Genomic DNA, 26,228 nt, shown 5'->3' with positions numbered 1-26,228 from the left:
CGCTGACGGTCGCTTCGTTAAGCTGGTTTTAAGCGCGCGGCTCGCATAGTGGCGTCCAAGCAAGCCTTGAGCGCGGGCGGCACCCGCCGGCGCCGCATGTTGCAGCCGCGCACGCGCCGCGCCGTAAGCGGCTCGGCTCGCGCGAGGCGATTCACGCCGTGAGACAACGGGAGTCCGATTCAATCCTGCGATCCGTTCGCATGCCGCCCCCGGTCTGCTCAACAAGGTTCCGGAGGTCACGCTGGCGTTCTGGGTCATCAAATCATGTCGACGCCGGTTGGTGAGGCCGGCGCTGATTATCTGGCGGTGCACGCCGGGCCGGGCGCGGTCGTCACGGGCGCGCTGACGGCGTGCCTGTTGATCGGTGCGCCGGCGCTCCAGTTGCGCGCGCGCTCATGTGCCGTGGCTGTATTGGCTGGCGATCGTGCTCGCTGGCGCGGCGTGCCGCGGTCGGCCGAGGCTGCCGCCGCGTCGACACTCGGCGATCTTTCGCCGTTCCGGGCGATTGCCGCCGATACGGCCAAGCTCGTCGACAAAGGCGAGCTCGCCGGTGCGAAGGCGCGCATCAAGCATCTAGAGGCGTCATGGGACGACGCCGAGCCGCCGCTGAAGCCGCAGGGCCGAGGCCGACTGGCATACGGCCGACAACGCGATCGGCCGCGCGTTCGCGGCACTGTGCGCCGGCAAGCCGTAAGCCGTAAGCCGCAAGCCGTAAGCCGTAAGCCGTAAGCCGTAAGCCGTAAGCCGTGGTGTGCAGGCAGGCGCTGGCCGATCTGCTTGCCGTCTTCGAGCGGTTCGGCAGCAAGCGCTGACCCTGCGCGAAGCGGGCATGCGCGCCGTGCGCTTGCGCGGCGCGCACGATGCTCGATGAGCGGACCGGCTTGTCTGTTGGGCCGGCTTGTCTGTCGATTCGGTCTGCGCATATGGGCCGGCGCTTGCGTCGGGCTGCGCCGCGCGATCTGCGATGCCGGCCACCGGCGTGCCGCGATACGCGGCAGCCGCCGTTAGTCGATCAACCCGCCGGCCGGATCAAAGAACGGATACGGCCCGTCGCTCGCATCGACATAGACGTGATGCGACGCCATGCCGGCCGCCGGCGCGTAGCAATGCACGGCGAACGCGGGAGGCTCCATCGTGAACGACGACGGGCCGTCGCGGTTCAGATCGAACGTGACCTGATGCGCGGGCGCGGGCACCGCCGAGGCGATCGTCCCGCCGAAGCGCGCGAACATCGCGCGGTGCACGTGCCCGCACAGCATGCGCTCGACGTTCGGGTGGCGTTGCAGCAGCGCGTCGAGGCGGGCGGCGGCGGCCGGGGCGAGCCGCATCGCATCCATGTGCTCGATGCCGGAGACGAACGGCGGATGATGAAGCGCGATCACGACCGGGCGCTCGCGCGCCGCGTCGAGTTCGGCTGCGAGCCATGCGAGCCGCGCGTCGCACAGTGTGCCGCCGCTCGTGCCCGGCACCTGCGAATCCAGCGCGATCACGCGCAGCGGCCCGGCGTCGATCGCGTACTGAACGAACTCGCCGCCCGTGTGCAATTCCGCCCGCTCGACGAACGTGCGCCGCAACGCGGCGCGGTCGTCGTGATTGCCGACGAGCAGGTAATACGGCATATCGAGCGGCGCGAGCAGCGATTTCAGATGCGCATATTCGTCGTCGGTGCCGAAGTCGGTCAGATCGCCGGTGATCAGCACCGCGTCCGGACGTGGCGTGAGCGCGTTGAGTCGCGCGACGCAGCGCGCGAAATGCGCGGCGGTATCGACGCGCCGATACGCGAGCGCGCCGGGCCGCTTGATGTGCAGATCGCTGATATGGGCAAGCAGCATCGTCGTTCCTTGTCGTTCCATCTGGTGGCTGGTGTGGTGACCAGTGTGCCAGTGTTGAAGGGCGTGGTGTCAGGCGAGCGCGAGCAGGCCGTCGGGCGCGATCTCGATGCCGACCGCCGTGCCGCGCGCGAAATCGATGCGCCCCGGCATGTCGACGACGAGCGCATCGGGTGCGGCATGCTCGACGGTGACGCGCGTGCGCTCCCCGAGAAACGCGCAGTGCGCGATCCGGCCGCGCAGCGCGGCTGCGTCCGGGGCGATGATGCGCGCATCCTCTGGTCGAAAGAATAATTCGCTGGTCGGCACGGCGGCGGCGATTGCGCCGCCTGTCGTGACGAGCGCGCCGTCGCGCCACGCGCCTTCGAGACGGTTCAACGTGCCGATGAAGCGCGCGACCGCGCGGTTCGCCGGACGGTAGTAGATGTCGCGCGGCGTGCCGATCTGCTCGATTCTGCCCGCGCTCATCACGACGATCCGGTCGGCGAGCTCCATCGCCTCGGCTTGATCGTGCGTGACGTAGACTGTCGTCACGCCGAGCGCGCGCAGCAACGCGTTCATTTCGCGGCGCAGTGTGTCGCGCAGTTGCGCATCGAGCGCGGTCAGCGGCTCGTCGAGCAGCAGCACGCGCGGGCGCACCGCGAGCGCGCGCGCCAGCGCGACGCGCTGACGCTGGCCACCCGACAGCGCGTCGACGGGTTTGTCCGCATGCGCTTCGAGCCGCAGCAGCTCGTCGACCCGTGCGCGCAGCATGGCGGGCGGCGTCTTGCGGATCTTCAGCCCGTAGCCGACGTTGCCGCGCACTGACAGGTTCGGAAACAGCGCGTAGTTTTGAAACACCATGCCGACGCCGCGCTTGTCGATCGGCCTGGCGGTTACGTCGTCATTGCCGAAGACGATCGCGCCGCCCGCATCGGGGATGTCGAGTCCGGCGATCAGGCGCAGCGTCGTCGTCTTGCCGCAGCCGGACGGGCCGAGCAGCACGAGCGTTTCGCCCGCGCCGATCGTGAGATCGAGCGGTTCGAGCACGCGTGTGCCGTGGAAGGTTTTCGCGCAGCGGGTCAGCGTGATAGGAACGGATTCGAGTTTCATCGTCATGGTCGGTAGTTGGCGGTTGGCAATCGGCGGTTGGCAGGCGGTGGTCGGCAATCGGTAATCGGCAGTTGGCAATCAGCAATCAACGACCGATGGCCCGCGCGATGCATCCGCCTCTTATCGGCGCGTCAACCGCGGATCGTCCCGTGCCGCGCGCTTGCCGGCATTCGGCGCGCCGGGCGCGCGGCGACGGTGCGCACCGCCGCGTGCGCCGGTCGAATCGACGCCGAGCCGCTGCATCGCGATCAGCAGCGGCAGTGTCATCAGCAGGAACAGGATCGTGTACGCGCTGCCGATTTCGAGCCGCAGCGACGCGTAGGTATCGGCAAGCCCGACCGGCAGCGTTTTCGTGTCGGGCGTATGCAGCATCCACGTCAGGTTGAATTCGCCGATCGACAGCGTCAGCACGGCGAGCCCGCCGGCGACGATGCCTTCGCGCAAATTCGGCAGCACGACGCTCACGAAGCGCACGGCGAACGATGCGCCGAGACTGGCCGCGCCTTCCTCGAGCGTGCGCAGATCGGCTCGCGCGGCGAGCGCCGCGACCGCGCGCACCATGAACGGCAGCGTGAACACGACATGCCCGGCGACAATGAACCACGGGCTGGTGCGAAACGCGGACCAGCCGCCGTAGACGGTGAGCAGCGCAAGCGCGGACGCGAGGCCCGGCAGCGCAACGGGCAGCACGAGCGCTTCCTCGATGAGCCGCGATGCGCGGCCGCGGCTGCGCGCGAGCGCGTAGCCGGCGGGCACGCCCGTGACGAGCGTGACGGCGAGCGTCGCGAACGCGATCTCGAGCGACAGGAAAACCGAGCCGTGATATTGCGTCCACACTTGGCCGAGCCAGCGCAGCGTGAGGCCGCTCGACAGCCCGTGGAAATAATCGACCGTGAGCCCGGCGAGCACCGACATCGCCACGGGCGCGATCAGGAACGCGCCGAGCACGAGCGTGACCGTCCATTGGATCGCGGCCAGCCCGTTCGGTGCGCGGCGCGCGGCGCGGCGTGCATGGGCGGGAGCGTGCATCATCGAATCCTCCTGGCTCGCGCCGTCATGCGCAGGCTGCTGCCGTCTGGCCGCTCGCGCTGCGCGCGAGCGCGAGCACCGCCCACGTGACGAGCCCGAGCACGATCGACAATCCCGCGGCGGCCGCGACATTCGCGTTCAGCGTGAACTCCTTGTAGATCGTCATCGGCAGCACGTTCAGATCGGTGGCAAGCGTGAATGCCGTGCCGAATGCGCCCATCGCGGTCGCAAAGCAGATCGCGCCCGCCGCGGCAAGGCCGGGCGCGAGCGCGGGCAGCACGATGTCGCGCAACACTTGCAGCGGCGACGCGCCAAGCGAGCGCGCCGCTTCCTCCAGCGACGCATCGAGCTTCGACGCGGTGGCGATCACCGTGACGATCACGCGCGGAATCGAGAAATACAGATACCCGGCGAAGAGCCCCGCGACGGAATACGCGAACACCCACTTGCCGCCGGTGAGCTTCGCGCTCAGCACGCCGATCAAGCCTTGCCGCCCCGCGAGCATGATCACCATGAAGCCGACGACGACGCCCGGAAACGCAAGCGGAAACGTCAGCAGCGCGATCAGCGCGCGCTTGAACGCGAATTCGCGGCGCGCGAGCAACAGCCCGGAAATCGTCGATAGCACCAGCGTGACGAGCGTGACGGCCGCCGACAGCGCGAGCGTGGCCGCAAGGCTCTTCATGTAGCGCGCGTTCGACAGCAGCGCGACATATGCGTCGACGAACGCGCCGTCGCCGGACAAGCGAACGAGCGCGGCCATCGGCAGCAGCCAGAACGCGGCGAACACCGCGAGCGCGGGTGCGACGAGCGCGATGCGCCAGCGCACGGGAAACGTGAGATCGGACATCGAAGAGCGCCTTCCAATCGTTAAATCGTCCGGCAGACGGAATATTCACTGCATCACTTGCAGATACCGCTGGCCGAACGCCTGCTGGCCGGCCGCGAGCTTGCCGAAATCGACGCTCTTCGCACGCGCGTATTCGCTTGCGGGCAGGAACTTCGCCGCGACGTCGGCGGCGAGCGCCTGCGCGCGCACCGGCCGCAGACAAGCATTGGCCCACAGCTTCTGCCCCGCGTCGGACAGCACGAAATCGAGCACCGTCCTGCCGTTCGCGTCGTGCGGCGCGCCCTTGACGAGGCTCATCACATACGGCACCGAGATCGTGCCCTCGCTCGGAATCACGAATTCGACGTTCGCGCGATCCTTGTATTTCGCGCGATAGGCGTCGAAGTCGTAATCGATCAGAATCGGAATCTCGCCCGACAGCACGCGCGCATAGGCGGTCTGCTTCGGCACGATCGGCTGGTTTGCCTTGAGCTTGCGGAACCAGTCGAGCGCCGGCTGGAAGTTGCCGAAGCTGCCGCCGAGCGCCTGATTCACCGCGACCGCGCCCGCATAACCGACGAACGCGCTCGACGGATCGAGATAGCCGACCATGCCCTTGTACTCGGGCTTGAGCAGATCGGCCCATGAGCGCGGCACCGGCTTGCCATCGAGCGCGTCCTTGTTGACAAAAAAGCCGAGCGTGCCCGAATGGATCGCGAACCAGTAGCCCTGCGGATCTTTCAGGTTTGCCGGGATGTCGTTCCAGTGCGCGGGCTTGTAAGGCGCGATCACGCCTTTGTCCTTGGCCTGGAATGCCGACGACACGCCGAGATAGACGACGTCCGCGACCGGGCTTTTCGCTTCGGCGATGAGTTGCGCAATCGCCTGGCCGGAGTTTTTATTGTCGAACGGCACGCGAATGCCGGTGGCTTGCTTGATCGCCGCGATCTGCGCGGCCCAGTCCGCCCATTCGGGCGGGCAGTTGTAGCAGATCGCGGTTTCGTCCGCATGCGCGGCGGCCGACAATGCGGATGCGGCAAGCGTCATCAGCGCGGCGGCGCAGGCGCGGCGCAGCGCGGCGAGCGACAGGCGCGGAAATAGCGAACGGCGGACAGTCACGGCAGGTCTCCTTGAGTGAGCAGGCATGGGCGATCGAGGATCGGGGCGGCATGGGCGGTGCGGGGCGCGGCGTGCCGGGACGGTGCGGGCGCGGCGGCGGCATCACACGAGCCTCGGCGCGTGCGCGTCGCGAGGCGGCGCGACGGTCGCGCCCGCGCGCAACGTGTGCGGCAGTGTCAGCGCGAGCGGCGCATGGCGCTCGCCGGCGATGCGCTCGGTCAGGCGCCGCCACGCGGCGCGGCCGATTTCGCGATTCGGCGTCGCGATGCTCGCGAGCGGCGGCGCGAGCAGCTCGCCGACCGCAAGGCCGTCGAAGCCGAGCACCGAGATATCGTGCGGTACCGCCAGGCGCGCATCGCGCAGCCCGCGCATCACGACCATTGCGAGCCAGTCGTTGCTGCAAAAGAGCGCGGTCGGGCGCGTGGCGTGCGCGCTTAGATGCGCGAGCACGGCGGGCGGCAGCGCCTGAGCGTTGAAATCGACTTCGAGCGCGGGCAGCGGCGCGAGGCCGTGATCGGCGAGCGCCTGCGCATAGCCGCGCGCGCGCTGCCGCGCGCGATCCGATGCATCGAGCGAGCCGGTGAGCATCAGCACGCGCCGGTGGCCTTGCCCGATCAGCATCTGCACGCCGTCGTATGCGGCGCGGTAATTGTCGACCGCCACCGAAGGGCGGTGCGGCGTGTCGTTGTGCATCAGCACGTAGAGCGTGCCTTCGTCGTCGAGCGCGTCGAGCAGCGGATGGGCGTCGGCATCGGCGACGGTCAGCACCAGCCCTTCGACGCGCTGCGCGCGCAGCGTTTCGATCGCATGCTGCTCGCGCGCCGTGTCGTACTCAGTTGACATCACGATCAGCTTGAAGCCCGCGCGCGACGCGAGTTCGTCGATGCCATGCAGGCATTCGGCGAACACCGGGTTGGACAGCGTTGGCAGCACCACGCCGATCAACTGCGTGCGCTCGCTGCGCAACTGCCGGCCGAGCGGGTTCGGACGGAAGCGCAGCGTGTCGATCGCGGCGCGGATTTTCGCGAGCGTGGCCGGGCTGACGGTGTGCGGCGCATTGATGGCGCGCGACACGGTGGCGATCGAATAGCCGGCAAGCGCGGCGACATCTCGAATAGTCGGCGTCATGGCATGGGTCAGCGTGATGGGATGTAAACGTTTTCGTCTTCGGTATTGTCGCGGGCGTCGATGAAAAGCTGATGACGCGCTGCTGACGCAAGGCGGCGGGCCGGGGGGCGCAACGGGGCGCACGGCAATTGGGGGACGAAAGCGCGGCACTGCGGCGGACAGATGGTAGAATGCGCTCCGCCCTTGCCGGGGTGATGAAATTGGTAAACATAGCGGACTTAAACGATTGAGTGCCCGGCCGGAAACGGCCGGTGCAGAACCCTTCAAATTCGGCGAAACCCCTGGTGCGCGATGCGCCGAGGCAACGCCGAGCCAAGCCCGAAGCGAGCGCGCAAGCGGCGCGGGGGGAAGGTGTAGAGACTAGACGGGGGGCGCCTAAGGTTACGCATGCGGCACACGCCGTATGCGGGCGATGGCGAAGGCATAGTCCAGCGCACGAACGGCGCGCGCATCGCGGCGCGCCGGCTTCGAAAGAAGTGGTGTGACGAAAATCCGCCGCCTTAATCGGCTTGCCGGTTCGAGTCCGGTCCCCGGCACCAGTTCGTTTTTCAAGCCGTTCTTCCGATGTGACCTGAAACCCGCGATAGCGCAACGCTTCGCGGGTTTTTGATGCTGGCCGCGGCCCGAGGTGTTCGAGGCCGGGATGCCGGCGTGAGCGCGCGCGCGGCTGCCTGGCGCGAACGGCACAAAACTGCAACCCGGCGTGTCCTGCTCTATCCCGATGCGTTTGCCGCGCCCGGCAGCGATACCGCCCGAGCGCGCAGGCGCGCGCATCGGCCGACGGCGCCGCAGCGCTCGACGGCAAAGCGCATATCGACGCGGCTCGTGCGCCTGCATGACGCCGACCCAGGCGCATTCGATGCCGGCCGCGCATCGCATCGCATCGGGCACACGAAAAAACTGCAACGGAATTGAAGATAGGAACAACCGGCCCGCCCGGCGCGGCGCGCCCCGCCCGTTGCGCGCCGCGTCGGCACGGGGATTGCGGCACGCTGACGGGCATGGGGCGCGGGATCGCGCCGTTCGCGACACGCAATCAAGGAGAGGCACGATGAAGCGACGATACCCTGAACCTGGAGTGGACCGGCAATTCGAGTGGCGACGGCTGCCGGATTGGCCCGCTTGGCCCGCGCGCGACGAGTGGGCGTGGCGGGGCGCAGGCGAGCCGGACATGGCGGGCTATGACGAATCGCTGCTGCCGGACGATAGCCGCGAATTCGTCTACCGATTCTCGCGCGATGACGACGGCCCGCCGCACTGGGGCGGCGAATGGAGCGAGCCGCAGGGCCGCCCGCGGCCCCAGGCGGCGCGGCGCGACGCGGGCTGGCGCGGCGCGCCGCCGCCAGCCGGCTACGCGCGCGAGCGAGGCTACGGCGAACCGGGCAGGCGCGCGGACGAACGCCGCGGCGGCAACGAGCAGGCGGCGTATCGCGGGCATTTCCGGATCGGCCGGTACATCGACGAGCCCGATGACGGCGGCGCGCGGCAGCCGGCTGGCGGCGCGGGCGGGCCGTCCCGATGCGGCGCGGGTGGCGAGTGCGACACGCTCCGGCGCCGGCAGGGGCCGAAAGGCTACACGCGCTCGGACGAGCGCATTCGCGAGGACGTATGCGAGCGGCTCACGCGTGCATTCGATATCGACGTCAGCGATGTCAGCGTGCAGGTGCGCGACGCGCGCGTCGAACTCGACGGCACCGTGCCCGCGCGCTGGATGAAGCACGGAATCGAGGATATCGCCGATAGCTGCCTGGGCGTGCGTGATGTCGACAACCGCGTGCGGGTGCGCCGCGAAGCGCGAGATGAAGACAAAGATGAAGAAAGGAGTGAAGACAACGGCCACGGCGATGCTGGCACGGTGCTGCATCCGTCGCAGCGGATCGTCGCGCCGACGCCGCCTGCCGGCCGCGCGCCCGAGCCGGACATGTCTGGCCGCGAGCCGCCGCACCGTTGACGGGCGATCCGCGCGGCGCGCCGGCAGCGGCGCAATGGGCTGCGCATGTTCGATGCGCGCGCACGCGAGCATGCGTGGCGCGACGGCGATCGGCGCGGGCGACCTGATCGATCGGGCAACGGCATGGCTCGCGAAGGAGCAGCATCATGCAACGTAACAAGCGTTTGCGCGTACTGACTTGGCATGTGCACGGCAACTATCTGTATTATCTGTCGCACGCGCCGCACGATTTCTTCATCGTGACCAAACCGCAGCATCCGCCCGGCTATGCGGGGCGCGTCGGGCATTTGCCGTGGGGGAACAACGTGCATGAAGTGCCGGCCGAGTGCGTGCGCGACACCGCGTTCGATTGCGTGCTGTATCAGCATCACAGCCACTATCGGGACGATCGCGTGCGGCTGCTCGGCGACGAACAGCGCGCACTGCCCGCGCTGTTCGTCGAGCACGATCCGCCGCGCGAACATCCGACCGACACGCTGCATCCCGTGCAGGACGAAAACGTGCTGCTGGTCCACGTCACGCCGTTCAATGCGCTGATGTGGGACAACGGCATCACGCCCGCCCGCGTGATCGAGCACGGCGTGCCGGTGCCCCGCGATGTTGCGTATCGCGGCACGCTGCCCAAGGGCGTGACGGTGGTGAATCATCTGGCTCGCCGCGGCCGGCGTCTCGGCGCGGATCTGTTCGACCGCGTGCGCCGCAGCGTGCCGCTCGATCTCGTCGGCATGGGTTCGGCCGAACTGGGCGGAATCGGTGAAGTGCCGAACCCGGCGTTGCCGCGCTTGCTGTGCGATTACCGGTTTTTCTTCAATCCGATTCGCTATACGAGCCTCGGGCTTGCCGTCATCGAGGCGATGATGATCGGCCTGCCGGTGATCGCGCTGGCGACCACCGAGATGGCGCAGCTCGTGAAGACGGGGCGCAACGGCGTTGCCGATACGCGGATGGCGGTGCTGACCGACGCGATGCACATGCTGATCCGCGATCCGGGGCTGGCGCGGCAGTGGGGCGCGGCCGCGCGCCGCGATGCGCTCGAGCGCTTCGGCATCGAGCGGTTCGTGCGCGACTGGGATGCGGCGCTGCGCGATGTGACGGCGTGAAATAGCGATATGGCAGGTTTAACGGGTGGCGGCGCGGGTTGTTTTCGTGACGTCGCGTTCGTGTTCGGGCATCAGCGCGAGGCGGTTGTACAGCGTCTTCAGGCTGATGCCGAGCGCTTTCGCGGTGCGCGGCTTGTCGCCATTGAAGTGCCGCAGCGAACCGGCGATGAAGCGCTGCTGCGTATGCGCGAGCGTCGTGCCGATGTGCAGCTTCATCGCGTCGTGGCACAGCTCGTCGCGCGGCGGCGGCCTGCGCGGCAGATGCAGCTCGATTTGCTCGTCCGAGAGGATGAACGCGCGTTCGAGCGCATTGCGCAACTCGCGGACGTTGCCGGGCCACGTATACGCGCGCAGCGCCTTCATCGCCTGCGTCGACAGCCGCTTGCGCGTGCGGTGCTTTGCATTCAGACGCTCGACGATTTGCAGCGCGATGTCGCCGACGTCGTCCTCGCGCTGGCGCAGCGCGGGCACGTGCAGCGCGATCGCGGCGATCCGGTAAAACAGATCTTCGCGCAGGCGGCCGCTGCGCACCGCCTCGACGGGGTCGTGATGGGTAGCCGAGACGATGCGCAGATCGAGCGCAACGGGCTCGTGCCCGCCCACGCGCAGAATCGTGTTCGTCTCGAGCGTGCGCAGCAGCTTGACCTGCAAATCGGCCGGCATCTCGGCGATCTCGTCGAGAAACAGCGTGCCGCCGCGCGCGGCCTCGAACATTCCGATGTGCTGGGCGACGGCGCCCGTGAAGCTGCCTTTCTCGTGGCCGAACAATTGGGACTCCGCGATATCGCGCGGAATCGCGCCGCAGTTGACCGGCACGAACGGCCCGCGCCGGCGCGGGCTCATATCGTGCACGAGCCGTGCAACGATATCCTTGCCGGCGCCGCTTTCGCCGACGATCAGCACGCTTGCTCGCGTGGCGGCCACCCGCGAGATCTTCAGCAACAGGTTTTGAATCGAAGGCGAGCGGCCGAACAACCGCCCGCCGTCATCACCGGGTTTCGACATGGCGCAATGGGAAATGGGGACGTGCCGACAAAATACGTCGAGACAGGATGAAAATCACACGCGTTGCATTACCGTGTTGACCACTCGTTCAGCTTATATTTTTTACCCGTGACGGAGCATTGAATCTCGCAATGCCGATGCGCGTCGCGGATAGATTTATTCGATGATTGCCGCAGCGCGCCACGACTCTTCTATACTGCTAAGCATATTTTTTTCATGGCAGGCGCTTTCTGTCCACTCGCGAGCCGTGCGCTAAACGCGCCGCGCTCGGCGGGCGGATGCGCCGCATGCTCGCCGCGGTTCCGTCGTTTGCGCGCCTGCCGCATTGCAGGAGGGTCCGATGCCCTATGTCTTGATCGTCGAAGACGATGCCGACACGCGCTCGATGCTCGCGGCGGTGGCGCAAACCCAGCAACTGTCGTGCGACACGGCGGCCACGCTGGAGCAGGCGCGCACGCTCGTCGCCGCCCATACACCCGATCTCGTGCTCTGCGATCTCGTTTTGCCGGACGGCAGCGGGATGGATCTGTTCGATGCGCTGCCCAAGCGCGCGCATTGCGAAATCGTGCTGACGACCGGGCATGCGAGTCTCGAAACCGCGATCGACGCGCTGCGCCGCGGCGCGACCGACTATCTCGTGAAGCCGCTCAACATGCAGCGCCTCAACAGCATCTTTGCGCGCGTGCCGCGCACGGGCGCGCTGCACGAGGAGATCGCCGAGCTGCGCTCGGAGCTGCAGCGCCTTGGCCGCTTCGGCCGCATGCTCGGCATTTCGCCCGCGATGCAAACCGTCTACGACGCGATTGGGCGCGTCGCGCGCACCGAGGCGTCGGTGTTGCTGACGGGCGAATCCGGCACCGGCAAGGAACTGGCCGCGCAGACGATTCACGATCTGAGCCTGCGCCGCCGGGGGCCGTTCATCGCGATCAACTGCGGCGCGATTGCGGCGAATCTCGTCGAGAGCGAAATGTTCGGCCACGACCGCGGCAGCTTCACGGGCGCCGAGCGTCAGCACAAGGGTTTCTTCGAGCGCGCCGACGGTGGCACGCTGTTTCTCGACGAAATCACCGAAATGCCGCTCGAATCGCAGGTCAAGCTGCTGCGCGTGCTCGAGACGGGGCGCCTCACGCGGCTGGGCTCGATGCGTGAGATCGACGTCGATGTGCGCATCGTCGCCGCGACGAACCGGGACCCCGAGGCCGCGATGGCCGGCGGCAAGCTGCGCGAGGATCTCTATCACCGCATCAACGTGTTTCCGATCGCATTGCCGCCGCTGCGCGAGCGTGGCGACGACATCCCGATGCTCGCCGACGCATTTCTGCAGCACTACAACGCGCAGAGCGGGCGCAATCTGCGCTTTGCGCCGGCCGCGCGCGAAGCGTTGAAGGGCTATGCGTGGCCGGGCAACGTGCGCGAGCTGCGCAACTTCGTGCAGCGCGCGAGCATCTTCAGCGACGCCGACGTGATCGATTCGCTGCCTCCGCCGATCATGGAGGAGCTGTCGGACATGGTGGATGCGCACGAGGAGCGCATGACCGTGCCGTTTGGCACGACGCTGGAGGAAGTGGACCGGCGCCTGATTCTCGGCACGATCGAGCAGTGCGGCGGCGTGCGCTCGCAGGCGGCCGAAGTGCTCGACGTGAGCCTGAAGACTCTGTACAACCGGCTCGCGCAACGCAAGAGCGGGGCGGACGAGCCCGATTGCTGATGTCGAGCCGATCGCGCTCATGCGTTCGTTTCAGCGCGGCGTGTGTTGCCGGTGATCGAGTGGCGCAGGCTTTCGATCACCGGCGCAATGACGCGACGTTCTTGCACGATCCATCGGCAAGCCTGCGAGCGCCGGCGCGCGGCCGTCCCAGCCGTGCCGTCCCTATCGCACGGCATGCGGCAACGCGGCCGCGCGCTTTCGCGTCGCGCAGCGTCAACGGCGAGTGCAGGACCGCCAGTTGCTACGTTCAGACAGGCCACGCGCCGGCGCGGCATTGCACGAGCGTAAGCCGCGCCGGTTTGCCGCCGATCGGCGAATGCGGTGGGCAGCGGCGCGCTTGGATGAGGGTCGCGTGCCGCCGGGCCGCCGCGTTGGCTGGCAGCCCGGCGCGATCGGGTTGTCCGGCAGCGCAAACGGTCGTGCCGGCGTAACAGCGGGGCGGCCGCGCGCCGCTGCGCCGGGCCGGCAGCGATTGATGCGCGCGTCATGCGTCGGCGCCGCGATTCGCGCGGGCATCATGCGGATGCCGTGCCGCATTCGAGCCGCCAATATGTTTCGGGCTGATGGAGGTCGACGAGCGCATGGGGCTCGAACAGCGCAATCTGACTCGCATAGCTGTCTATCGCGGCCGCCTTCGCCGTCAGGCTGTCCGCGTGATACGCCGGCGCGGCGACCGGATGCGCGATCCAGCCGCATTCGCGCCATGCCGCGATGCGTGTGGCCATCAGTCCGCGAATCCGGCGGTATGGCGCGTCTTCGAAGAATCGCCAAGTGCGCGTTTGAGCACCGTCACGCAGCAGCGACAGCGCAGCGTACTGAACCCGCACGTGATCGCGATGAAACAGGCCCGCCGGTGCGAGCACGCCGAAACCCGGATGCGCGTCGATCATCGCGCCGATGCACGCGGCAATCGACGTCGTGGGCGCCGGCACGCCGTATTGATCGTCGAGAAAATCGAGCCAAACGGGCCGCGCGCCGAGCCGCGCCAATGCACGGCGATCCTCGTCGCGGCGTGCGCGCATCGCCTCGTCGGCCGTGGCGAAACCGGCGCGCCGGTCCCACGGCGGCGCGGCCATGCCCGGCGGCGGAATGCCGGCGAACACGGTGACGACGACCGAACCGGGCGCTTGCGCGAGCCACTGCCCGCAACTGAAGACGGCATCGTCGAGATGCGGCGAGATGGCGAGCCAGTGTGTCGGAGAGGTCATGGCAGGACAGCCTCGATCGTGCGCGGACGGGCCCGCGGGCTGACTGGGCAAGCATGGGCCGTGCCCGCGCGGGCGTTACCGGCGGCGCGCACGTGGCAAGCGCAACGGAGGGCGTGTGATGGGTGAGGCGAACCGAACGCGGGCGGGCAATTACGTCATTGCCGTGATGATGGTCGCCATTGCGACCGTGCTGCAGGCGCTCGCGATCCGCTTCGGCGGCGTGAATTTGCCGCTGATCTTGTATTACCCGTTGCTCGCGGGCGCTGCGTGGGCGACGTCGTTCGGGTTCGGCGCGGCCGCGACCGTGGCAAGCGCCCTGCTCGTCTGGACGCTGTTCCTGTCCGATCCGTCGGCCTATACGGAGCCGCTGTCCATCCGCGTGATCCGGCTCGGCGCGTTCGTGCTGATCGGCGCGCTCGTTTGCGCGGGCGCGTCGATGCTGCGTCACGCACGGCTCACGAACGAGCGGGCGCGCCGGCGCGAGGCCGCCGCGCGGGCGCGGCTCGAGGCCGTGCTGGATGCGCTGCCGCACGGCGTGATCGCGATCGACGCGCAGCGCCGGATCACGCACCTGAACGCGGCGGCGGCCGATCTCGTTGGCTGCCCGCTCGACGGCACGATTGGGCGCCCGGTGCACGACGTGCTGCGCCTATGCGACAGCGATGGCCGCGGCGTGCGCACCGCGCTGCTCGATCGCGCGCTCGGCGGGGCCACGGCGGTGTGCGGGCACTGGCTGCGCTCGCCAGCGCGCGGCGGGCTCGTGCCGGTGGCCGGCATCGCGTCGCCGATCGGTGGCGCGCGCGGTGATATCGACGGCGCGGTGCTGCTGCTGCGCGACGAGCAGACGCAGAGCGATGGACACGGTAGGCATGGCGAGTACGACGAACACGGCGAACACGGCGAGCACGGCGAGCACGGCGAGCACGGCGAACACGGCGAACACGGCGAACACGGCGAACACGGCGAACACGGCGAGCGGGCGCGCGTCGACGCGTCGCGATTACCGCATGCGCTCGTCGACGCATCGCCGGACGCGATCGTCGGCATCGATCGCGAAGGCCGCATCGTCAGTTGGAATCCCGCCGCGCAACGGATGTTCGGATACGGCGAGCGTGAGGCGATCGGACGCGAACTGGATAGTTTGATGGCGATGCGCTGGTTAAAGTGCGAGCCTGCCGTCAAGACATTCGACGGCGTGCGCGGGCCGCTCGATCTGCTTTGCGTTCGCCGTGACGGCCGGCGGTTTCGCGCGACCGCGTCGGCAGGCCAGGTGCGCGGCGACGCGCTCGCACGGGTTGCACTGTCGCTCACGCTGCGTGAGACCGGCGAGCAACGGCGGCGCGATCTGCGCGCGCGGCGTTCGCTGCAAGGTGCGCGCGACGCGCGCGATCAAGCGCACACGTCCAACCGCCTCAAGGACGAACTGCTCGCGACCGTATCGCACGAACTGCGCACACCGCTGAACGTGATCTACGGCTGGGTGGAGGTATTGCGCAATTCCGGCGACAAGACACTGCAGCAGCAAGCGATCGACGCGATCGACCGCAGCGCGCGCTCGCTGACGAGGATGGTCGGCGACATTCTCGATGCGTCGTCGCTGTCCACTGGCAAGCTGCGGCTCGACTTGATGCCGGTCGATATCGTGCGCTTGTTTTCCGATACGGTCGGCGCGTTTCAGACGGCGGCAGCGGGGGCAGGCATCGCGCTGCGGTTCGATTGCACGGCCGTCGCGTGCGTTGTGTCGGGCGATGCCGAGCGGCTGAGGCAGATGTTGTCGAACCTCGTGTCCAATGCGCTGAAGTTCACGCCCGGCGGCGGCACCGTGACGGTCGCGCTCGCGCGCGACGACGCGCACGCGGTGTTGAGCGTCTCCGATACGGGGCAGGGCATCGCGCCGGAATTCGTGCCATACGTGTTCGACATGTTCCGCCGCGCGGACGATTCGCCGGCGTCGTCGCGGCGCGGGCTCGGCCTCGGGCTGTCGATCGTGCGTCATATTGCGCAGTTGCACGGCGGCAGCGTGGCTGTCAACAGCGAGGGCCGCAACCGTGGCGCGACGTTTACGGTGACGTTGCCGGCCGGCCCGCCGTTCGCCGGTGCGATGGCGTGGAGCGCCGCGCCGGCCGATGGCGGGCGCGATCCGCTCGCGCTGCATGCGCAGCGCGTGCTGATTGTCGACGACGATGCGACGACGCGCGCGAGCCTGACCGCGGCGCTGATGACGTTCGGCGCCACCGTGGCCATCGCGGCGTCCGGGCGCGAGGCGCTCAAGGTGGCGGCCGACATGCAGCCGAGCGTCGTGCTGTCGGATCTGGCGATGCCCGACGGCGACGGCTTCTGGCTGCTCGACGCGCTGCGGCGCGGCGCGAAGGGCGACGGCGGTGAATCGAACGGGGGGCGCGATGTGCGCGTGCTGGCCGTCACCGCGCATGCGGGGCTCGCCGACGAGCGGCGCGTTCGCGAAGCCGGTTTCGACGGCTATCTGCGCAAGCCGATTGACGTGCGCCAGCTCGCGCGGGAGATCGAACGGGTCACGAAGCGCGGTGGTTGAAACGCGCTGCGCGGCGAATCCGGCCGGCCGCCCGCCGTTGCGTGGCGGGCGGCCGGCCAGTTGCGGGCGGGTGGCGCGTTTGCGCGTTTGCGCGTTTGCGTTTGCATTCGCGCAAGCAGGTGCGGTGCGGTTCTACATGCTATACGTGAGATCGACGCGCCGGCGCGCGGCCGCCCATCAGAGACGAGGGTCGCGCATGGGCGAGCCGCCCGGCTCCTCGGTGGGATCGGTCAGCCCGAGTTCGTCGCCGGCGGCCCAATACGGCGCGCTGCCGTAGAACTCATGCAGCGGCCCGGCCCATTGCGGGTCGGCCATCGCGGGCCAGTGATCCTTATCGAAGCCCGGCGCGCTGCGAATACGCTCGGACGAAACCGACAGCAGAAAGCCCTTGCGTTCGGTATCGAGCGTGAGCGCACTCCACGGAATCGCGAGCAGCTTGTCGCCGATGCCCAGCAGGCCGCCGCTGGACAGCACCGCATACGCAATGCGGCCCGAGCGCACATCGAGCATGATGTGCTTGATCTTGCCGATGTTCTCGCCGTCGGTCGTATAGACCTTGTCGCCTTCCAGCGTATCGGCCGCCATCACGTCGGGACCGGGGCCGGCCGCTGTCGCGGCGCCTTTGCCGATGATGCGGGTCTGACCGGGTTGTTCGGATGCTTGCATGATTGCCTCCTGGCTGCATGAACACGCTTGCGCGCTGGGCGGCGCGCAGGCGCACGGGTTGTCGAAACGCGGGCCGTGTTGCGCTCCGTCAGGTGTGCTTGGGTTGCGACACGCCTTCGAGCGTATTCGCCACCTCGCTGTGCGAGGCGTCCTGCGTGCGGGTCGCGATATCGGCGAGCGACAGCATGCCGACGAGTTGCTTGTCGCGGTTGACCACCGGCAGCCGGCGCAATTGGGCGTCGGCCATGTAGTGCTGGATTTCGTCGATCGAATCGTCGTCGAAACACCATGCGATCGGTCCGGACGCGACTTCCTGAACCGGCGTCTCGGGCGGCTTGCCGATCGAGACGGCCCGCACCGTGACGTCGCGGTCCGTCACCATTCCGACCAGCCGGCGGTTGTCGCACACGGGAAGTGCGCCGATGTCATAGCGCTTCATCAGTTGGGCGGCTTGGCGGATCGAGTCGGTCGGCGCGATGCGCACGACGTCGTGCGACATGATTTCGTTGACGCGATGCATGAAGTCCTCCTTGCGTTTGGTTGGGCGAATGGCGCGCCCCCGATTCGGCGGGCGATGCGCCATTCACCGGGGTTGGCCGCGGCGTTCGCGGCTGTCCTGCCACGGCCCTTCGTCGTGCGTGCCCGGCGGCGTATCCGGATCGATGCGCGTCGTCCTCGTGGCCGCGGGCGGGCTGCCGGCCGCACCGGCGCCATCGAGCGGGACAGGGCGGCGCTCCGGGCGGCGCGACTGACGCGTGCGGTGACGTGCGCGCGCGCCGCCGGGCCCGTTCGACGGCGGCGGTTCTGTTTGCCGCTGGCCGAGCGGCGCGTTGGCGTCTGAGCGGGGCGGGCTTGAGCGGGTCGAATCGTTCATCGTGATGCTCCGTGCCATGACGTGGGTGATGACGCATTCGCCGTGCCCGGTTCGCTTGCGGCACGCGGCTTGCCGCGTGCCGGGCGGGGCGGCCGGGCGACGGAGATGGCGCGGGCGGTGTGGAACGGTGCGCGGAACGGCGGGATGGCGCGCAATGGCAGGATGGCACCCAACAGCGCGCGGCGACGCGCAACAGTGGGGACGGTGTCGAACGGACGGAGGCGGTGTTTGCCAAACGGCAGAGCCTGTGTGCCGCGGCGGCGCGCAGGCCCCGCGATGGCAAGCGGGAGGCGCAACGATGATTGCAGCGAAACGGCAGCAAAGTATTCACTACGAAGTCAATGTATGCGGCGGCGGGTTCGATTCCGTGAGGCGCCGCTTCACCGCGTGGAAGCAGGAGCCGTTGATCTATCGGCCCGAACGCCGAATGTTCGAAGGCAAGACCGACGTGCGGCCGCTCGGCGACGAGACTTTCGCCACCGCCGAATCCGCCCGGCTCGCGCTGCAGCGTGCGTGCAAGCCGCAGGACCGGCATGCGCTCGCGGCGCGGGTGCGCGACGACGGGCGCGAATTGTGGATCGTGATGGCTGCATACGAGATCTGATGGCGCGCGATGCAGCGCGCGCCGCGCGCAAACGGCGGACGAATGGGCAACGTGCCGCGCGGCAGCGCATAACGCCGGGGCGTGCGGTATCGGCGGGCGCGGCGGGCGTGCTGGCCGACCGTTTTGCCGCCAATCGCGCCGCCTGCGGCGACATGAAGCGGTGACGACGTGTTTCGCCACGGAACGATGCGGCTCGCGCCAAGGCGGCGGCCGTACTGGCCGCTTCAGCCTGCGGACCGATGCGGCGTGTCGCGCCCGATGCGTTGCTGGCGGCCTTTGGCATGCGGCATCCACGCGCCTAAAGTTTCCAGGCATTTGTAAAAAAGAGGTCTTCGCCGAGGGCGCGACGGGATACGGCGCAGCGACAAGCGACAAGCGACAAGCGACAAGCGACAAGCGACAAGCGACAAGCGACAAGCGACAAGCGGCTGGCACGAAAGCTGCGCGGATAGCGCGATGACGAATCCCGTGAATTGTGACGAGGCTGATCGATGTCCGGCACGCTTGCACTTCAGGGGCCGCCGCATCTGGCGCGCACGCCGAAGCTTCGGCACGCGCACTGGCCGATGCACACCGTGCACGAGCGCTTCGAAACGAGGCGGCGTGTGCATCGACATCATCGAGCAGCAGCGCAACTTATTCGGTGGCGGCGAGATCGCGATGAGGCTGCTTGTGCCGCGCGATATCGCCGCAAACCGCCTGTTGCACGGATCGACGGTATCGGGCGTATCGCCCGCCGAACCCGGCCGCCGCCATCGGCGGCCGGGCCGCAGAACCGCAGAACCGCAGAACCGCAGAACCGCAGAGCAAAACGCAGCACGAGAACCCCGCCGCAAACCAGGCGCGCGCAACGCCCGATCAAGCTGCCGGATCAGCGGCGACGATCAATGTTTCCACGGAGGAATCCATGCTTCGATATGCCCTCGTCTTTTTCATCGTCGCGATCGTCGCGGCCTTGTTCGGCTTCGGCGGCATCGCGGCCGGCGCGGCCGAGATCGCGAAGATTTTGTTCTACCTGTTCGCCGTGATCTTCATCGTCACGCTGTTGCTGGGCATCGTGCGCCGATGACTGCGCCCCGTGGCCGGCCAGTCCGCATCGCGACACTCGGGCCCGCGCGTGCGAGCGCAGGGGCGCCGCGCACGAGCGTCGCCGTGTATGCGAATGAAACGTCCGGACGGCTGACGATTCAGGTGACGTGGGTGCGTGCGTCGGCCTTGGCCCGTTCGCGCGATTGCCGCTGCACGGTCGATCTGGCGTTCCAGACCGACGCGCTTGCCCGCTACACGACGCTGGACGCGGCCGGGCGTCGGCGCGTGCGCATGCATCTGTGCAACGCGGCGTGCCGCGCCGTGGACGAGCGCCAGTCGCATGTCGATGGCACCGCGATTGAATGCCGTGTGGCGCTCGACGTGACGCCGCCGAACTCGACGCCGCACTACTTCTGCGTTGACCCCCGGGCCGTGGCGCAGGTGCGCTTGCGTCGCTGCTGCTTTCCGACCCTGACGAGGACCTTCAGATGACGAATTCCCATTGCGATCATCCGCCGTCGAACCCCGCGCCGCAGCAAGGCAGCGCGAAATCGCGTCAGCTCGACGCATACCGCGCACACCCCGACGGCGAGGCATTGCGTACCAATCAGGGCGTGCGCATCGCCGATAACCAGAACACGCTACGCGCCGGCGCGCGCGGTCCGTCGCTGCTCGAAGACTTCATCATGCGCGAGAAGATCACGCACTTCGATCACGAGCGCATTCCCGAGCGTGTCGTGCACGCACGCGGCTCGGCCGCGCATGGCGTGTTCCGCGTGTACCGGTCGATGGCCGAATACACGAAAGCCGCGTTCTTGCAGGATCCCGCCGCGCAAACGCCCGTCTACGTGCGCTTCTCGACGGTGCAGGGGCCGCGCGGCTCGGCCGACACGGTGCGCGACGTGCGCGGCTTCGCGGTGAAGTTCTACACCGGCGAGGGCAACTACGATCTCGTCGGCAACAACATGCCCGTGTTCTTCATTCAGGACGCGATCAAGTTTCCCGACTTCGTGCACGCCGTGAAACCGGAGGCGCCCAACGAGATGCCGACCGGCGCGTCCGCGCACGACACGTTCTGGGATTTCGTCTCGCTCGTGCCCGAGGCCACACACATGGTGCTTTGGCTGATGTCCGACCGCGCGCTGCCGGCCAGCTTTCGCGCGATGGACGGCTTCGGCGTGCACACGTTCCGGTTTGTGAACGCGGCCGGCGCCGCGCGCTTCGTGAAATTCCACTGGCGGCCCGTGAACGGCGCGTATTCGCTGTTGTGGGACGAAGCGCAGCGCATCGCCGGGCACGATCCGGACTTCAACCGGCGCGATCTGTGGGAGTCGATCGAGCGGGGCGACTATCCCGAGTACGAACTCGGCGTGCAGATGATCGAACCCGAGGACGCCGACACGTTCGATTTCGACTTGCTCGATCCGACCAAGCTGATTCCGGAGGAGCGCGTGCCGGTGCGGCCGGTCGGCCGGATGACGCTGAACCGCAATCCCGACAATTTTTTCGCCGAGACCGAGCAGGTTGCATTTCACCCCGGCCACGTGGTGCCGGGTATCGATTTCACGAACGATCCGCTGCTGCAAGGGCGGCTGTTTTCTTATACGGACACGCAATTGAGCCGGCTTGGCGGGCCGAACTTCCATGAGATTCCGATCAACCGGCCGCTGTGTCCGTTCGCGAACAACCAGCGCGACGGAATGCACCGGCAGACGATCGCGGCCGCCCACGCATCTTACGAGCCGAATTCGGTCAGCGGCGGCTGGCCGCGCGAGACGCCCGCGGCGGCGTCCAACGGCGGCTTCGAGACCGTGCGCGAGCGGCTCGACGGTGAAAAGCTGCGCGTGCGCAGCGAATCGTTCGCCGATCATTTCTCACAGGCCGCGCTGTTTTACCAAAGCATGAGCGATGTCGAGCAGCGGCATATCCGCGATGCATACAGTTTCGAACTCGGCAAGGTGACGGCGCGCGAGATTCGCGAACGCGTGGTCAATCAGATCCTCGCGCGCTTCGACGCGGGGCTCGCCGCACAGGTCGCCGAACGGCTCGGCCTGCCTGCGCCGGGCGCGGCGGTGACGCTGGCCGTCGCGCAGCGCTCGCCCGCGCTGAGCCTGATCGAGCGTGCGAAGCCGGGCATGCGCTCGCGCAAGATCGCGCTCGTCGCCACGCCGGGCGTGAGCCCCGCGCTCATCGAACAGGTGCGCGACGCGCTGTTGGCGCGACACGCCGTGCCGAGCGTCGTCGCGCCGACGCTCGCGCCGATAGGCGGCATCGTGCCGCAGGCGAGCTTCGCGGGGATGCCGTCGGTGATGTTCGACGCCGTGTTCGTGTGCGGCGGCGACGGCCGCGATCTCGCGCACAGCGCCGACGCACGCTACTTCGTGCGCGAGGCGTTCAAGCACCTGAAACCGATCGCGGCCATCGGCTCGGGGCGTCAACTGCTGAGCGCCGCCCATCTGTCCGAATCGGCGCACGGTGTATGCGTGGGGCAGCACGGCGACCTCGACGCGGTGCTGCGTGCGTTCGCCGACGCGCTCGGCGAGCATCGCGCGTGGGCGCGCGAGCCGCAGGCGGCCGAACTGGACGCTTGACGCCGCGCGGGCCATGGACGCGATCGCCGCGCTGTTCGGGCAAGGCGCGATGCTCGGCCCCGCGCAGATGGCGCTGCGCGCGCTCGTCGTGTTCATTGCCGCGCTCGTGCTGATCCGCATTGCTGGGCGCCGCGCGTTCGGGCAGCGTTCGCCGTTTGACTCCGTGGTCGGCATCCTGCTTGGCGCGGTGTTGAGCCGGGCGGTGGTCGGCGCGTCGCCGTTCGTGGCGACGGTGGCCGCGTCGTTCACGATCGCGCTGCTGCATCGCGCGATCGGCTGGGCGTGCGTGCGTTCGCAGCGGCTCGAACGGTTGTTCGTGGGCGCCGAGCGCGAGTTATACTGCAATGGCCGCTTCGACGACGCGCAGATGCGTGCCGCGCTGATTACGCCGACCGACGTGCAGGAGAGCGTCAGGCAGGCGATCGGCTCGCCGGACCTGTCGGACGTGGCTGCCGCGATCCTGGAGCGCAACGGCCACGTGAGCATCGTGCGGTACCGCCGGCGCCGCAGGCCGTGACGGCTGCGGCCGAGGGGAAACGGCGCGTGCGTGAATACGGTGCCGGCGGCATCGGCGAGGCAAGCCTGGTTTGTCGCGCTGCGGGGCCGCCGCCAAGAGGGGCGAGCGCAACGGTTGAGCGCAACGCTCGAGGGTAATGGCCAACGGTAATGGCCGAGCGTGACGGCTGGGCCGGGCGCGGATCGTCAGGAAAATCGCCCGGCCCGGTATGCGCAACCCGCCATGCTCAACCCGCAACGGAGACGACGAATGGAAGCTCCCCACACTCACGCCGGCCACCACGCTGGCGCCTCGCGCGCGCAAGACGCACAAGCGCGGCGCGACCACGGCGGCCGGCCGCATCGATCGCGCGCGGCCCACGACGAATCGCAGGCCGACACGGCCGGCCATGTCCGCATCACGCATCCGCAGCGCATGCTCGATCCGCAGCATCACATCCGCAAGATCGATCTCGTGCATTACTGGCAATGGGTGGCCCCGTGGCTGCTGCCCGAGCTGGCAGGCCGGCCCGTGTCGCTCGTGCGCGCTCCGCAGGATATCGAAGGCGAATTGTTTTTCCAGCGGCATGCCGGGCGCCGCGAGATTCCGTTCGTTACCCAGCATGCCGGGCTCGACCCTGGCCATAGGCCGCTGCTGACGATCGATAGTGTCGATGCGCTGCTCGGCGCCGCGCAGATGGGCGTGATCGAACTGCATACGTGGAATGCGCATGTGCAGAGGATCGAGCGGCCCGACCGGATCGTGTTCGATCTCGATCCTGGTCCGCAGTTGCCTTGGCGCGTGGTGATCGAAGCCGCGCAAACCCTCCACGGGCTGCTCGACGAACTCGGGCTTGCGTCGTTCTGCAAGACAAGCGGCGGCAAGGGGCTGCACGTCGTCGTGCCGATCACGCGCCACACGCAGTGGGACGACGCGAGGGCGTTCGCGCGCGCGCTTGCGCGGCATCTCGCCCGCGCGTTGCCCGCTCGCTTCACCGCGACGATGGGCCCGCGCCATAGGCACGGCAAGGTGTTCGTCGATTACCTGCGCAACAGCCGCGGCGCGAGCACGATCGCGGCATATTCGGCGCGCGCGCGGCCCGGAATGAGCGTATCGGTGCCGATCCGTTGGGACGAGGTGCCCGCGACCACGGGCGGCGCGCAATGGACGATCGGCACGTTGCGCGAGCGGCTCGACGCGCTCGCGCGCGACCCGTGGGACGGCTATGCGCACGCGCGGCGCCGCATCACCGCGAAGATGCTTGCGCGGCTCGCGCCGGCGTAACGCAATCAGCGCCGGTGCGGCAGCCGGTGGTACCACTTCATCAGCGGCGTCGCGGACAGGCCGTGCGCGATGACCGACGCCGAGACCGCCGCGAGCGCCGGCGCCGCGAGCGGGCGCACCGTGTCGGCCGGCCCGTGTTCGAGCGCGAACAGCAGGTAGTAGAACGAGCCGATCCCGCGAATGCCGAACCAGGCCATCAGGCGTCGTTGCGTGTGCGTCGCGCGCGAGCCCGCGAGCGCGAGCCGCACCGCGAGCGGCCGCACGGCGGCCAGCAGCGCGATCGCGAGCGCCGCGTTGCGCCACGTGACGAGCGGGCCGGGCAGCGCGGCGAGCACGCTGCCGACCATCGTCATCACCAGCGCCTCCGCGATCCGTTCGAGTTCGATCGTGAAGCCGAGCACGGTTTCGGCCATGAACGCATGGGCTTTGCCGGGGTGCTTTTCGGTTGCCACGACGTCCCCCGAATCGATTTGGCCGATCACCTCGCGTGGCGCCCGCCCGCCGCTCGCACGGTGCTCGACGCGTCGCATCGCGACGCCTGCCGCGAACGTCGCGATGAAGCCGAACGTGTGTGCAAGCTGCGCCGCGCCGAACGACAGCACGATCAGCGCGAGCGCGAAAAAGCCTTCGAGGCCGAGCGCTTGCGCGTGCCGCGTGCGCAGCCAGCCGATCATCTTCGTCGCCGACCAGCCGAGACCGCCGCCGATCGCGGCGGCCCCGGCGATGCCCCATAGCACGGCGAGTCCGAACACGGCCGACAGCGGCGGCAGCCCGCGCGTGGCGGCTGGCGCGCCGCACAGCGCGAGACCGGCGAGCGCGAACGGCAGCGCGATGCCGTCGTTCATGCCGCCTTCGCCCGACAGCGCGAAGCGCACCAGGTCGCGGTCGCCCGGATCGCGGACCTGCACGTCGTGCGCGAGCACGGGATCGGTCGGCGCGAGGATCGCGGCGAGCAGCAGCGCCGGGCCCCAGCCGAGCCCGAGCGCGAGCACCGCACAGCCCGCGAGCAGCGGCACGGTGATGGCCATGGCGAGCAAGCCGAGGCGGCACGGCACGAGCCAGAGCCGGTCTGACAGCGGCACGCGCAGCCGCAGCCCGATCGCGAACAGCGACACGAGCAGCGCGATCTCGACCACGATGCGCAGCAAGCGTGCGTCGCGTTCAATGTCGAGCCGCAGCAGCCCGGCGCCGGCCGGGCCGAGCGCGGCGCCGAGCGCCAGATAGATCATGGCGGCGCTGATGGGCAGGTGACGCAGCGCCGATGCCACGATGCCCATGCCCATCAACACCGCGCCGACGATCAAATACCAAACAATTTCGTGCATGAGAACAAGCCGGGGCAGACGGATGCGCAACGCGGCAGACCCGGGCTCGGACGTCACCGCCGCGCCGCGACGTGGACAAAACGAATGCCTCGGCCGCGCGTCTGCTGCGCATCGATGCAAGAAGGCTGACGAATGGCCGATGAATGGCCGACGAAAGGCCGTGCCGCAATGCACGTGCCGCGCGCAGCGCCCGCGCCGCCCAGTCCGGTCCGGCCGCGCGCCGGAATGGTGTTTGCTGAAAAACGGCGTAATTCATCGGTTTTCATGGACAACACCGGCGCCGAGCGGCCCGGATCGCCAGTCGGCTGTCGACGCTCGCGCCGGCGCACCGGCACGGCACCGTGGCCCGCGCTTGCCGATGGGCGCACGGCCCTCATCCAGGAGAACACCATGCAATCGAGTTCCCAGCCCCGGCTTGCGCACGCCGAGATCGACAACGGCGCGGACGACGCCGATTTCGATACGACCGTTCATCTCGATGTGGAGACAGGCAGGATCATCTTTCATGCGGCGTGGGCCGTGGCGGCCGATGCGCCGCCCGCGTCGACGCGCCACTCGGTCGTGCTCACGCTCGACTGCGGCACGATGGCGCGCTACGCGGACCTCGACGACGGCGCTCGGCGGCGCGTGCATGCGATGCTGCACGAAACCGTGCAGCAAACGCTCGAGCGTCTGCCTGATGGACAAGCGCAAACGCTGAGCGTCGAGCTGACCGATGCGATGCTCGATGCGGCCCGCCGTTTGCAGTGATGGGCAGCGTGAGCGGCGCGCGCTTACATGCCGTTGAAATCTTTACAGGCGCCGCGCGGC

General features: G+C 68.5%; 24 protein-coding genes and 3 pseudogenes. 14 read left to right on the top strand and 13 right to left on the bottom strand.

The features are described from left to right. Window positions 1-214: 214 nt before the first annotated feature. Together WS68_RS25985 and WS68_RS09845 are read left to right on the top strand one after the other, a co-directional pair. Window positions 215-442: pseudogene (locus tag WS68_RS25985) on the top strand (hypothetical protein); the annotation flags it as partial. Further along, window positions 403-691: pseudogene (locus WS68_RS09845) on the top strand (hypothetical protein); the annotation flags it as partial. The pseudogenes WS68_RS25985 and WS68_RS09845, both read left to right, overlap by 40 nt. Window positions 692-1,004: 313 nt before the next feature. Here WS68_RS09845 and WS68_RS09840 read toward each other — a convergent pair. From WS68_RS09840 to WS68_RS28835, 7 genes are all read right to left on the bottom strand, one after another. Beyond that, window positions 1,005-1,832 carry a phosphodiesterase gene (locus WS68_RS09840; RefSeq protein WP_059570642.1) on the bottom strand — a complete coding sequence of 276 codons (828 nt, stop codon included), beginning with the start codon at window positions 1,830-1,832 and terminating at the stop codon, window positions 1,005-1,007. Window positions 1,833-1,901: 69 nt separating this feature from the next. Then, window positions 1,902-2,921 carry an ABC transporter ATP-binding protein gene (locus WS68_RS09835; protein WP_059570641.1) on the bottom strand — a complete coding sequence of 340 codons (1,020 nt, stop codon included), beginning with the start codon at window positions 2,919-2,921 and terminating at the stop codon, window positions 1,902-1,904. 120 nt (window positions 2,922-3,041) lie between these two features. Further along, window positions 3,042-3,953, bottom strand: coding sequence for an ABC transporter permease (locus tag WS68_RS09830; RefSeq protein WP_059570608.1), 912 nt, complete (start codon window positions 3,951-3,953; stop codon window positions 3,042-3,044). 22 nt (window positions 3,954-3,975) lie between these two features. Further along, complete coding sequence (locus WS68_RS09825) at window positions 3,976-4,800, bottom strand: ABC transporter permease (protein WP_059570607.1); 825 nt, start codon at window positions 4,798-4,800, stop codon at window positions 3,976-3,978. 45 nt (window positions 4,801-4,845) lie between these two features. Then, entirely contained in the window at window positions 4,846-5,898 is a 1,053-nt protein-coding gene (locus tag WS68_RS09820; RefSeq protein WP_059570606.1) for an ABC transporter substrate-binding protein, read from the bottom strand. A gap of 102 nt (window positions 5,899-6,000) precedes the next feature. Next, window positions 6,001-7,026 (bottom strand): LacI family DNA-binding transcriptional regulator, encoded by a 1,026-nt coding sequence (locus WS68_RS09815; protein WP_059570605.1) that lies wholly within the window; start codon window positions 7,024-7,026, stop codon window positions 6,001-6,003. A gap of 381 nt (window positions 7,027-7,407) precedes the next feature. Continuing rightward, window positions 7,408-7,917: a hypothetical protein gene (locus WS68_RS28835; RefSeq protein ID WP_156429437.1), complete on the bottom strand. Its 510-nt coding sequence runs from the start codon at window positions 7,915-7,917 to the stop codon at window positions 7,408-7,410. 160 nt (window positions 7,918-8,077) lie between these two features. Between WS68_RS28835 and WS68_RS09805 the strand changes: the two genes are divergently transcribed. Genes WS68_RS09805 through WS68_RS09800 form a run of 3 tightly spaced genes read left to right on the top strand, consistent with a single transcriptional unit; the run spans window position 8,078 to window position 10,077 of the window. Continuing rightward, entirely contained in the window at window positions 8,078-8,977 is a 900-nt protein-coding gene (locus tag WS68_RS09805; RefSeq protein ID WP_059570603.1) for a BON domain-containing protein, read from the top strand. Window positions 8,978-9,011: 34 nt separating this feature from the next. Then, on the top strand, window positions 9,012-9,134 hold the full coding sequence (locus WS68_RS29255; RefSeq protein WP_269434534.1) for a hypothetical protein: 123 nt from the start codon (window positions 9,012-9,014) through the stop codon (window positions 9,132-9,134). Further along, a complete protein-coding gene (locus WS68_RS09800) occupies window positions 9,124-10,077 on the top strand; it encodes a glycosyltransferase (RefSeq protein WP_059570602.1) in 954 nt (317 codons plus the stop codon). Before WS68_RS29255 ends, WS68_RS09800 begins: the two co-directional genes overlap by 11 nt. 18 nt (window positions 10,078-10,095) lie before the next feature. Here the strand turns inward: WS68_RS09800 and WS68_RS09795 are convergent, their stop codons facing one another. Then, complete coding sequence (locus tag WS68_RS09795; RefSeq protein ID WP_059570601.1) at window positions 10,096-11,082, bottom strand: sigma-54 interaction domain-containing protein; 987 nt, start codon at window positions 11,080-11,082, stop codon at window positions 10,096-10,098. 340 nt (window positions 11,083-11,422) lie between these two features. Here WS68_RS09795 and WS68_RS09790 point away from each other — a divergent pair, with 340 nt between their 5' ends. Beyond that, window positions 11,423-12,790 (top strand): sigma-54-dependent transcriptional regulator, encoded by a 1,368-nt coding sequence (locus tag WS68_RS09790; protein WP_059570600.1) that lies wholly within the window; start codon window positions 11,423-11,425, stop codon window positions 12,788-12,790. Window positions 12,791-13,305: 515 nt separating this feature from the next. Here the strand turns inward: WS68_RS09790 and WS68_RS09780 are convergent. Beyond that, complete coding sequence (locus WS68_RS09780) at window positions 13,306-13,998, bottom strand: PIG-L family deacetylase (RefSeq protein ID WP_059570598.1); 693 nt, start codon at window positions 13,996-13,998, stop codon at window positions 13,306-13,308. Between the two features lie 118 nt (window positions 13,999-14,116). On the opposite strand from WS68_RS09780, the gene WS68_RS09775 reads away from it, so the two are divergent. After that, window positions 14,117-16,549 (top strand): ATP-binding protein, encoded by a 2,433-nt coding sequence (locus tag WS68_RS09775; RefSeq protein ID WP_059570597.1) that lies wholly within the window; start codon window positions 14,117-14,119, stop codon window positions 16,547-16,549. A 177-nt stretch (window positions 16,550-16,726) separates the two neighbouring features. On the opposite strand, the gene WS68_RS09770 is transcribed toward WS68_RS09775, so the two are convergent. From WS68_RS09770 to WS68_RS09760, 3 genes are all read right to left on the bottom strand, one after another. Beyond that, window positions 16,727-17,215 carry a PRC-barrel domain-containing protein gene (locus tag WS68_RS09770; protein ID WP_059570596.1) on the bottom strand — a complete coding sequence of 163 codons (489 nt, stop codon included), beginning with the start codon at window positions 17,213-17,215 and terminating at the stop codon, window positions 16,727-16,729. Window positions 17,216-17,303: 88 nt separating this feature from the next. Continuing rightward, window positions 17,304-17,735 (bottom strand): CBS domain-containing protein, encoded by a 432-nt coding sequence (locus WS68_RS09765; protein ID WP_059570595.1) that lies wholly within the window; start codon window positions 17,733-17,735, stop codon window positions 17,304-17,306. A gap of 63 nt (window positions 17,736-17,798) precedes the next feature. After that, window positions 17,799-18,089 (bottom strand): hypothetical protein, encoded by a 291-nt coding sequence (locus tag WS68_RS09760; protein ID WP_156429436.1) that lies wholly within the window; start codon window positions 18,087-18,089, stop codon window positions 17,799-17,801. Window positions 18,090-18,387: 298 nt separating this feature from the next. Here WS68_RS09760 and WS68_RS09755 point away from each other — a divergent pair, with 298 nt between their 5' ends. The 6 genes and pseudogenes from WS68_RS09755 to ligD all read left to right on the top strand — a co-directional run. Further along, entirely contained in the window at window positions 18,388-18,693 is a 306-nt protein-coding gene (locus tag WS68_RS09755; protein WP_059570640.1) for a hypothetical protein, read from the top strand. A 907-nt stretch (window positions 18,694-19,600) separates the two neighbouring features. Continuing rightward, on the top strand, window positions 19,601-19,762 hold the full coding sequence (locus tag WS68_RS25975; RefSeq protein ID WP_082709928.1) for a DUF1328 domain-containing protein: 162 nt from the start codon (window positions 19,601-19,603) through the stop codon (window positions 19,760-19,762). Continuing rightward, window positions 19,759-20,214 carry a DUF3022 domain-containing protein gene (locus tag WS68_RS09745; protein ID WP_082709922.1) on the top strand — a complete coding sequence of 152 codons (456 nt, stop codon included), beginning with the start codon at window positions 19,759-19,761 and terminating at the stop codon, window positions 20,212-20,214. Before WS68_RS25975 ends, WS68_RS09745 begins: the two co-directional genes overlap by 4 nt. Beyond that, on the top strand, window positions 20,211-22,313 hold the full coding sequence (gene katE / locus WS68_RS09740; protein ID WP_059570592.1) for a catalase HPII: 2,103 nt from the start codon (window positions 20,211-20,213) through the stop codon (window positions 22,311-22,313). The genes WS68_RS09745 and katE overlap by 4 nt, the downstream gene beginning before the upstream one ends. A 13-nt stretch (window positions 22,314-22,326) precedes the next feature. Continuing rightward, window positions 22,327-22,830: a DUF421 domain-containing protein gene (locus WS68_RS09735; RefSeq protein ID WP_059570639.1), complete on the top strand. Its 504-nt coding sequence runs from the start codon at window positions 22,327-22,329 to the stop codon at window positions 22,828-22,830. 240 nt (window positions 22,831-23,070) lie between these two features. Beyond that, window positions 23,071-24,093: pseudogene (gene ligD, locus WS68_RS09730) on the top strand (non-homologous end-joining DNA ligase); the annotation flags it as partial. A 5-nt stretch (window positions 24,094-24,098) separates the two neighbouring features. Here ligD and WS68_RS09725 read toward each other — a convergent pair. Beyond that, window positions 24,099-25,418, bottom strand: coding sequence for a cation:proton antiporter domain-containing protein (locus tag WS68_RS09725; RefSeq protein WP_059570591.1), 1,320 nt, complete (start codon window positions 25,416-25,418; stop codon window positions 24,099-24,101). Between the two features lie 390 nt (window positions 25,419-25,808). Between WS68_RS09725 and WS68_RS09720 the strand changes: the two genes are divergently transcribed. Continuing rightward, entirely contained in the window at window positions 25,809-26,168 is a 360-nt protein-coding gene (locus WS68_RS09720; protein WP_059570638.1) for a DUF3022 domain-containing protein, read from the top strand. The last annotated feature ends 60 nt before the right edge of the window (window positions 26,169-26,228 follow it).

Origin of the sequence: Burkholderia sp. TSV86 (assembly GCF_001522865.1) — a bacterium.
In the GTDB taxonomy this organism is placed as follows: Bacteria; Pseudomonadota; Gammaproteobacteria; order Burkholderiales; family Burkholderiaceae; genus Burkholderia.
The sequence above is the reverse complement of the archived record's forward strand: the minus strand, read 5'-3'. Positions and strand labels throughout refer to the sequence as shown.

Bases quoted from the DNA above. Each gene is read 5' to 3' on its own strand.
- WS68_RS09830 (WP_059570608.1), bottom strand. From the start codon at position 3,953: ATGATGCACGCTCCCGCCCATGCACGCCGCGCCGCGCGCCGCGCACCG.
- WS68_RS09760 (WP_156429436.1), bottom strand. From the start codon at position 18,089: ATGAACGATTCGACCCGCTCAAGCCCGCCCCGCTCAGACGCCAACGCG.
- WS68_RS09780 (WP_059570598.1), bottom strand. From the start codon at position 13,998: ATGACCTCTCCGACACACTGGCTCGCCATCTCGCCGCATCTCGACGAT.
- WS68_RS09825 (WP_059570607.1), bottom strand. From the start codon at position 4,800: ATGTCCGATCTCACGTTTCCCGTGCGCTGGCGCATCGCGCTCGTCGCA.
- WS68_RS29255 (WP_269434534.1), top strand. From the start codon at position 9,012: ATGGGCTGCGCATGTTCGATGCGCGCGCACGCGAGCATGCGTGGCGCG.
- WS68_RS09790 (WP_059570600.1), top strand. From the start codon at position 11,423: ATGCCCTATGTCTTGATCGTCGAAGACGATGCCGACACGCGCTCGATG.
- WS68_RS25975 (WP_082709928.1), top strand. From the start codon at position 19,601: ATGCTTCGATATGCCCTCGTCTTTTTCATCGTCGCGATCGTCGCGGCC.
- WS68_RS09840 (WP_059570642.1), bottom strand. From the start codon at position 1,832: ATGCTGCTTGCCCATATCAGCGATCTGCACATCAAGCGGCCCGGCGCG.
- WS68_RS09770 (WP_059570596.1), bottom strand. From the start codon at position 17,215: ATGCAAGCATCCGAACAACCCGGTCAGACCCGCATCATCGGCAAAGGC.
- WS68_RS09815 (WP_059570605.1), bottom strand. From the start codon at position 7,026: ATGACGCCGACTATTCGAGATGTCGCCGCGCTTGCCGGCTATTCGATC.
- WS68_RS09805 (WP_059570603.1), top strand. From the start codon at position 8,078: ATGAAGCGACGATACCCTGAACCTGGAGTGGACCGGCAATTCGAGTGG.
- katE (WP_059570592.1), top strand. From the start codon at position 20,211: ATGACGAATTCCCATTGCGATCATCCGCCGTCGAACCCCGCGCCGCAG.
- WS68_RS09800 (WP_059570602.1), top strand. From the start codon at position 9,124: ATGCAACGTAACAAGCGTTTGCGCGTACTGACTTGGCATGTGCACGGC.
- WS68_RS09735 (WP_059570639.1), top strand. From the start codon at position 22,327: ATGGACGCGATCGCCGCGCTGTTCGGGCAAGGCGCGATGCTCGGCCCC.
- WS68_RS09795 (WP_059570601.1), bottom strand. From the start codon at position 11,082: ATGTCGAAACCCGGTGATGACGGCGGGCGGTTGTTCGGCCGCTCGCCT.
- WS68_RS09725 (WP_059570591.1), bottom strand. From the start codon at position 25,418: ATGCACGAAATTGTTTGGTATTTGATCGTCGGCGCGGTGTTGATGGGC.
- WS68_RS09745 (WP_082709922.1), top strand. From the start codon at position 19,759: ATGACTGCGCCCCGTGGCCGGCCAGTCCGCATCGCGACACTCGGGCCC.
- WS68_RS09765 (WP_059570595.1), bottom strand. From the start codon at position 17,735: ATGCATCGCGTCAACGAAATCATGTCGCACGACGTCGTGCGCATCGCG.
- WS68_RS09835 (WP_059570641.1), bottom strand. From the start codon at position 2,921: ATGAAACTCGAATCCGTTCCTATCACGCTGACCCGCTGCGCGAAAACC.
- WS68_RS09720 (WP_059570638.1), top strand. From the start codon at position 25,809: ATGCAATCGAGTTCCCAGCCCCGGCTTGCGCACGCCGAGATCGACAAC.
- WS68_RS09755 (WP_059570640.1), top strand. From the start codon at position 18,388: ATGATTGCAGCGAAACGGCAGCAAAGTATTCACTACGAAGTCAATGTA.
- WS68_RS09775 (WP_059570597.1), top strand. From the start codon at position 14,117: ATGGGTGAGGCGAACCGAACGCGGGCGGGCAATTACGTCATTGCCGTG.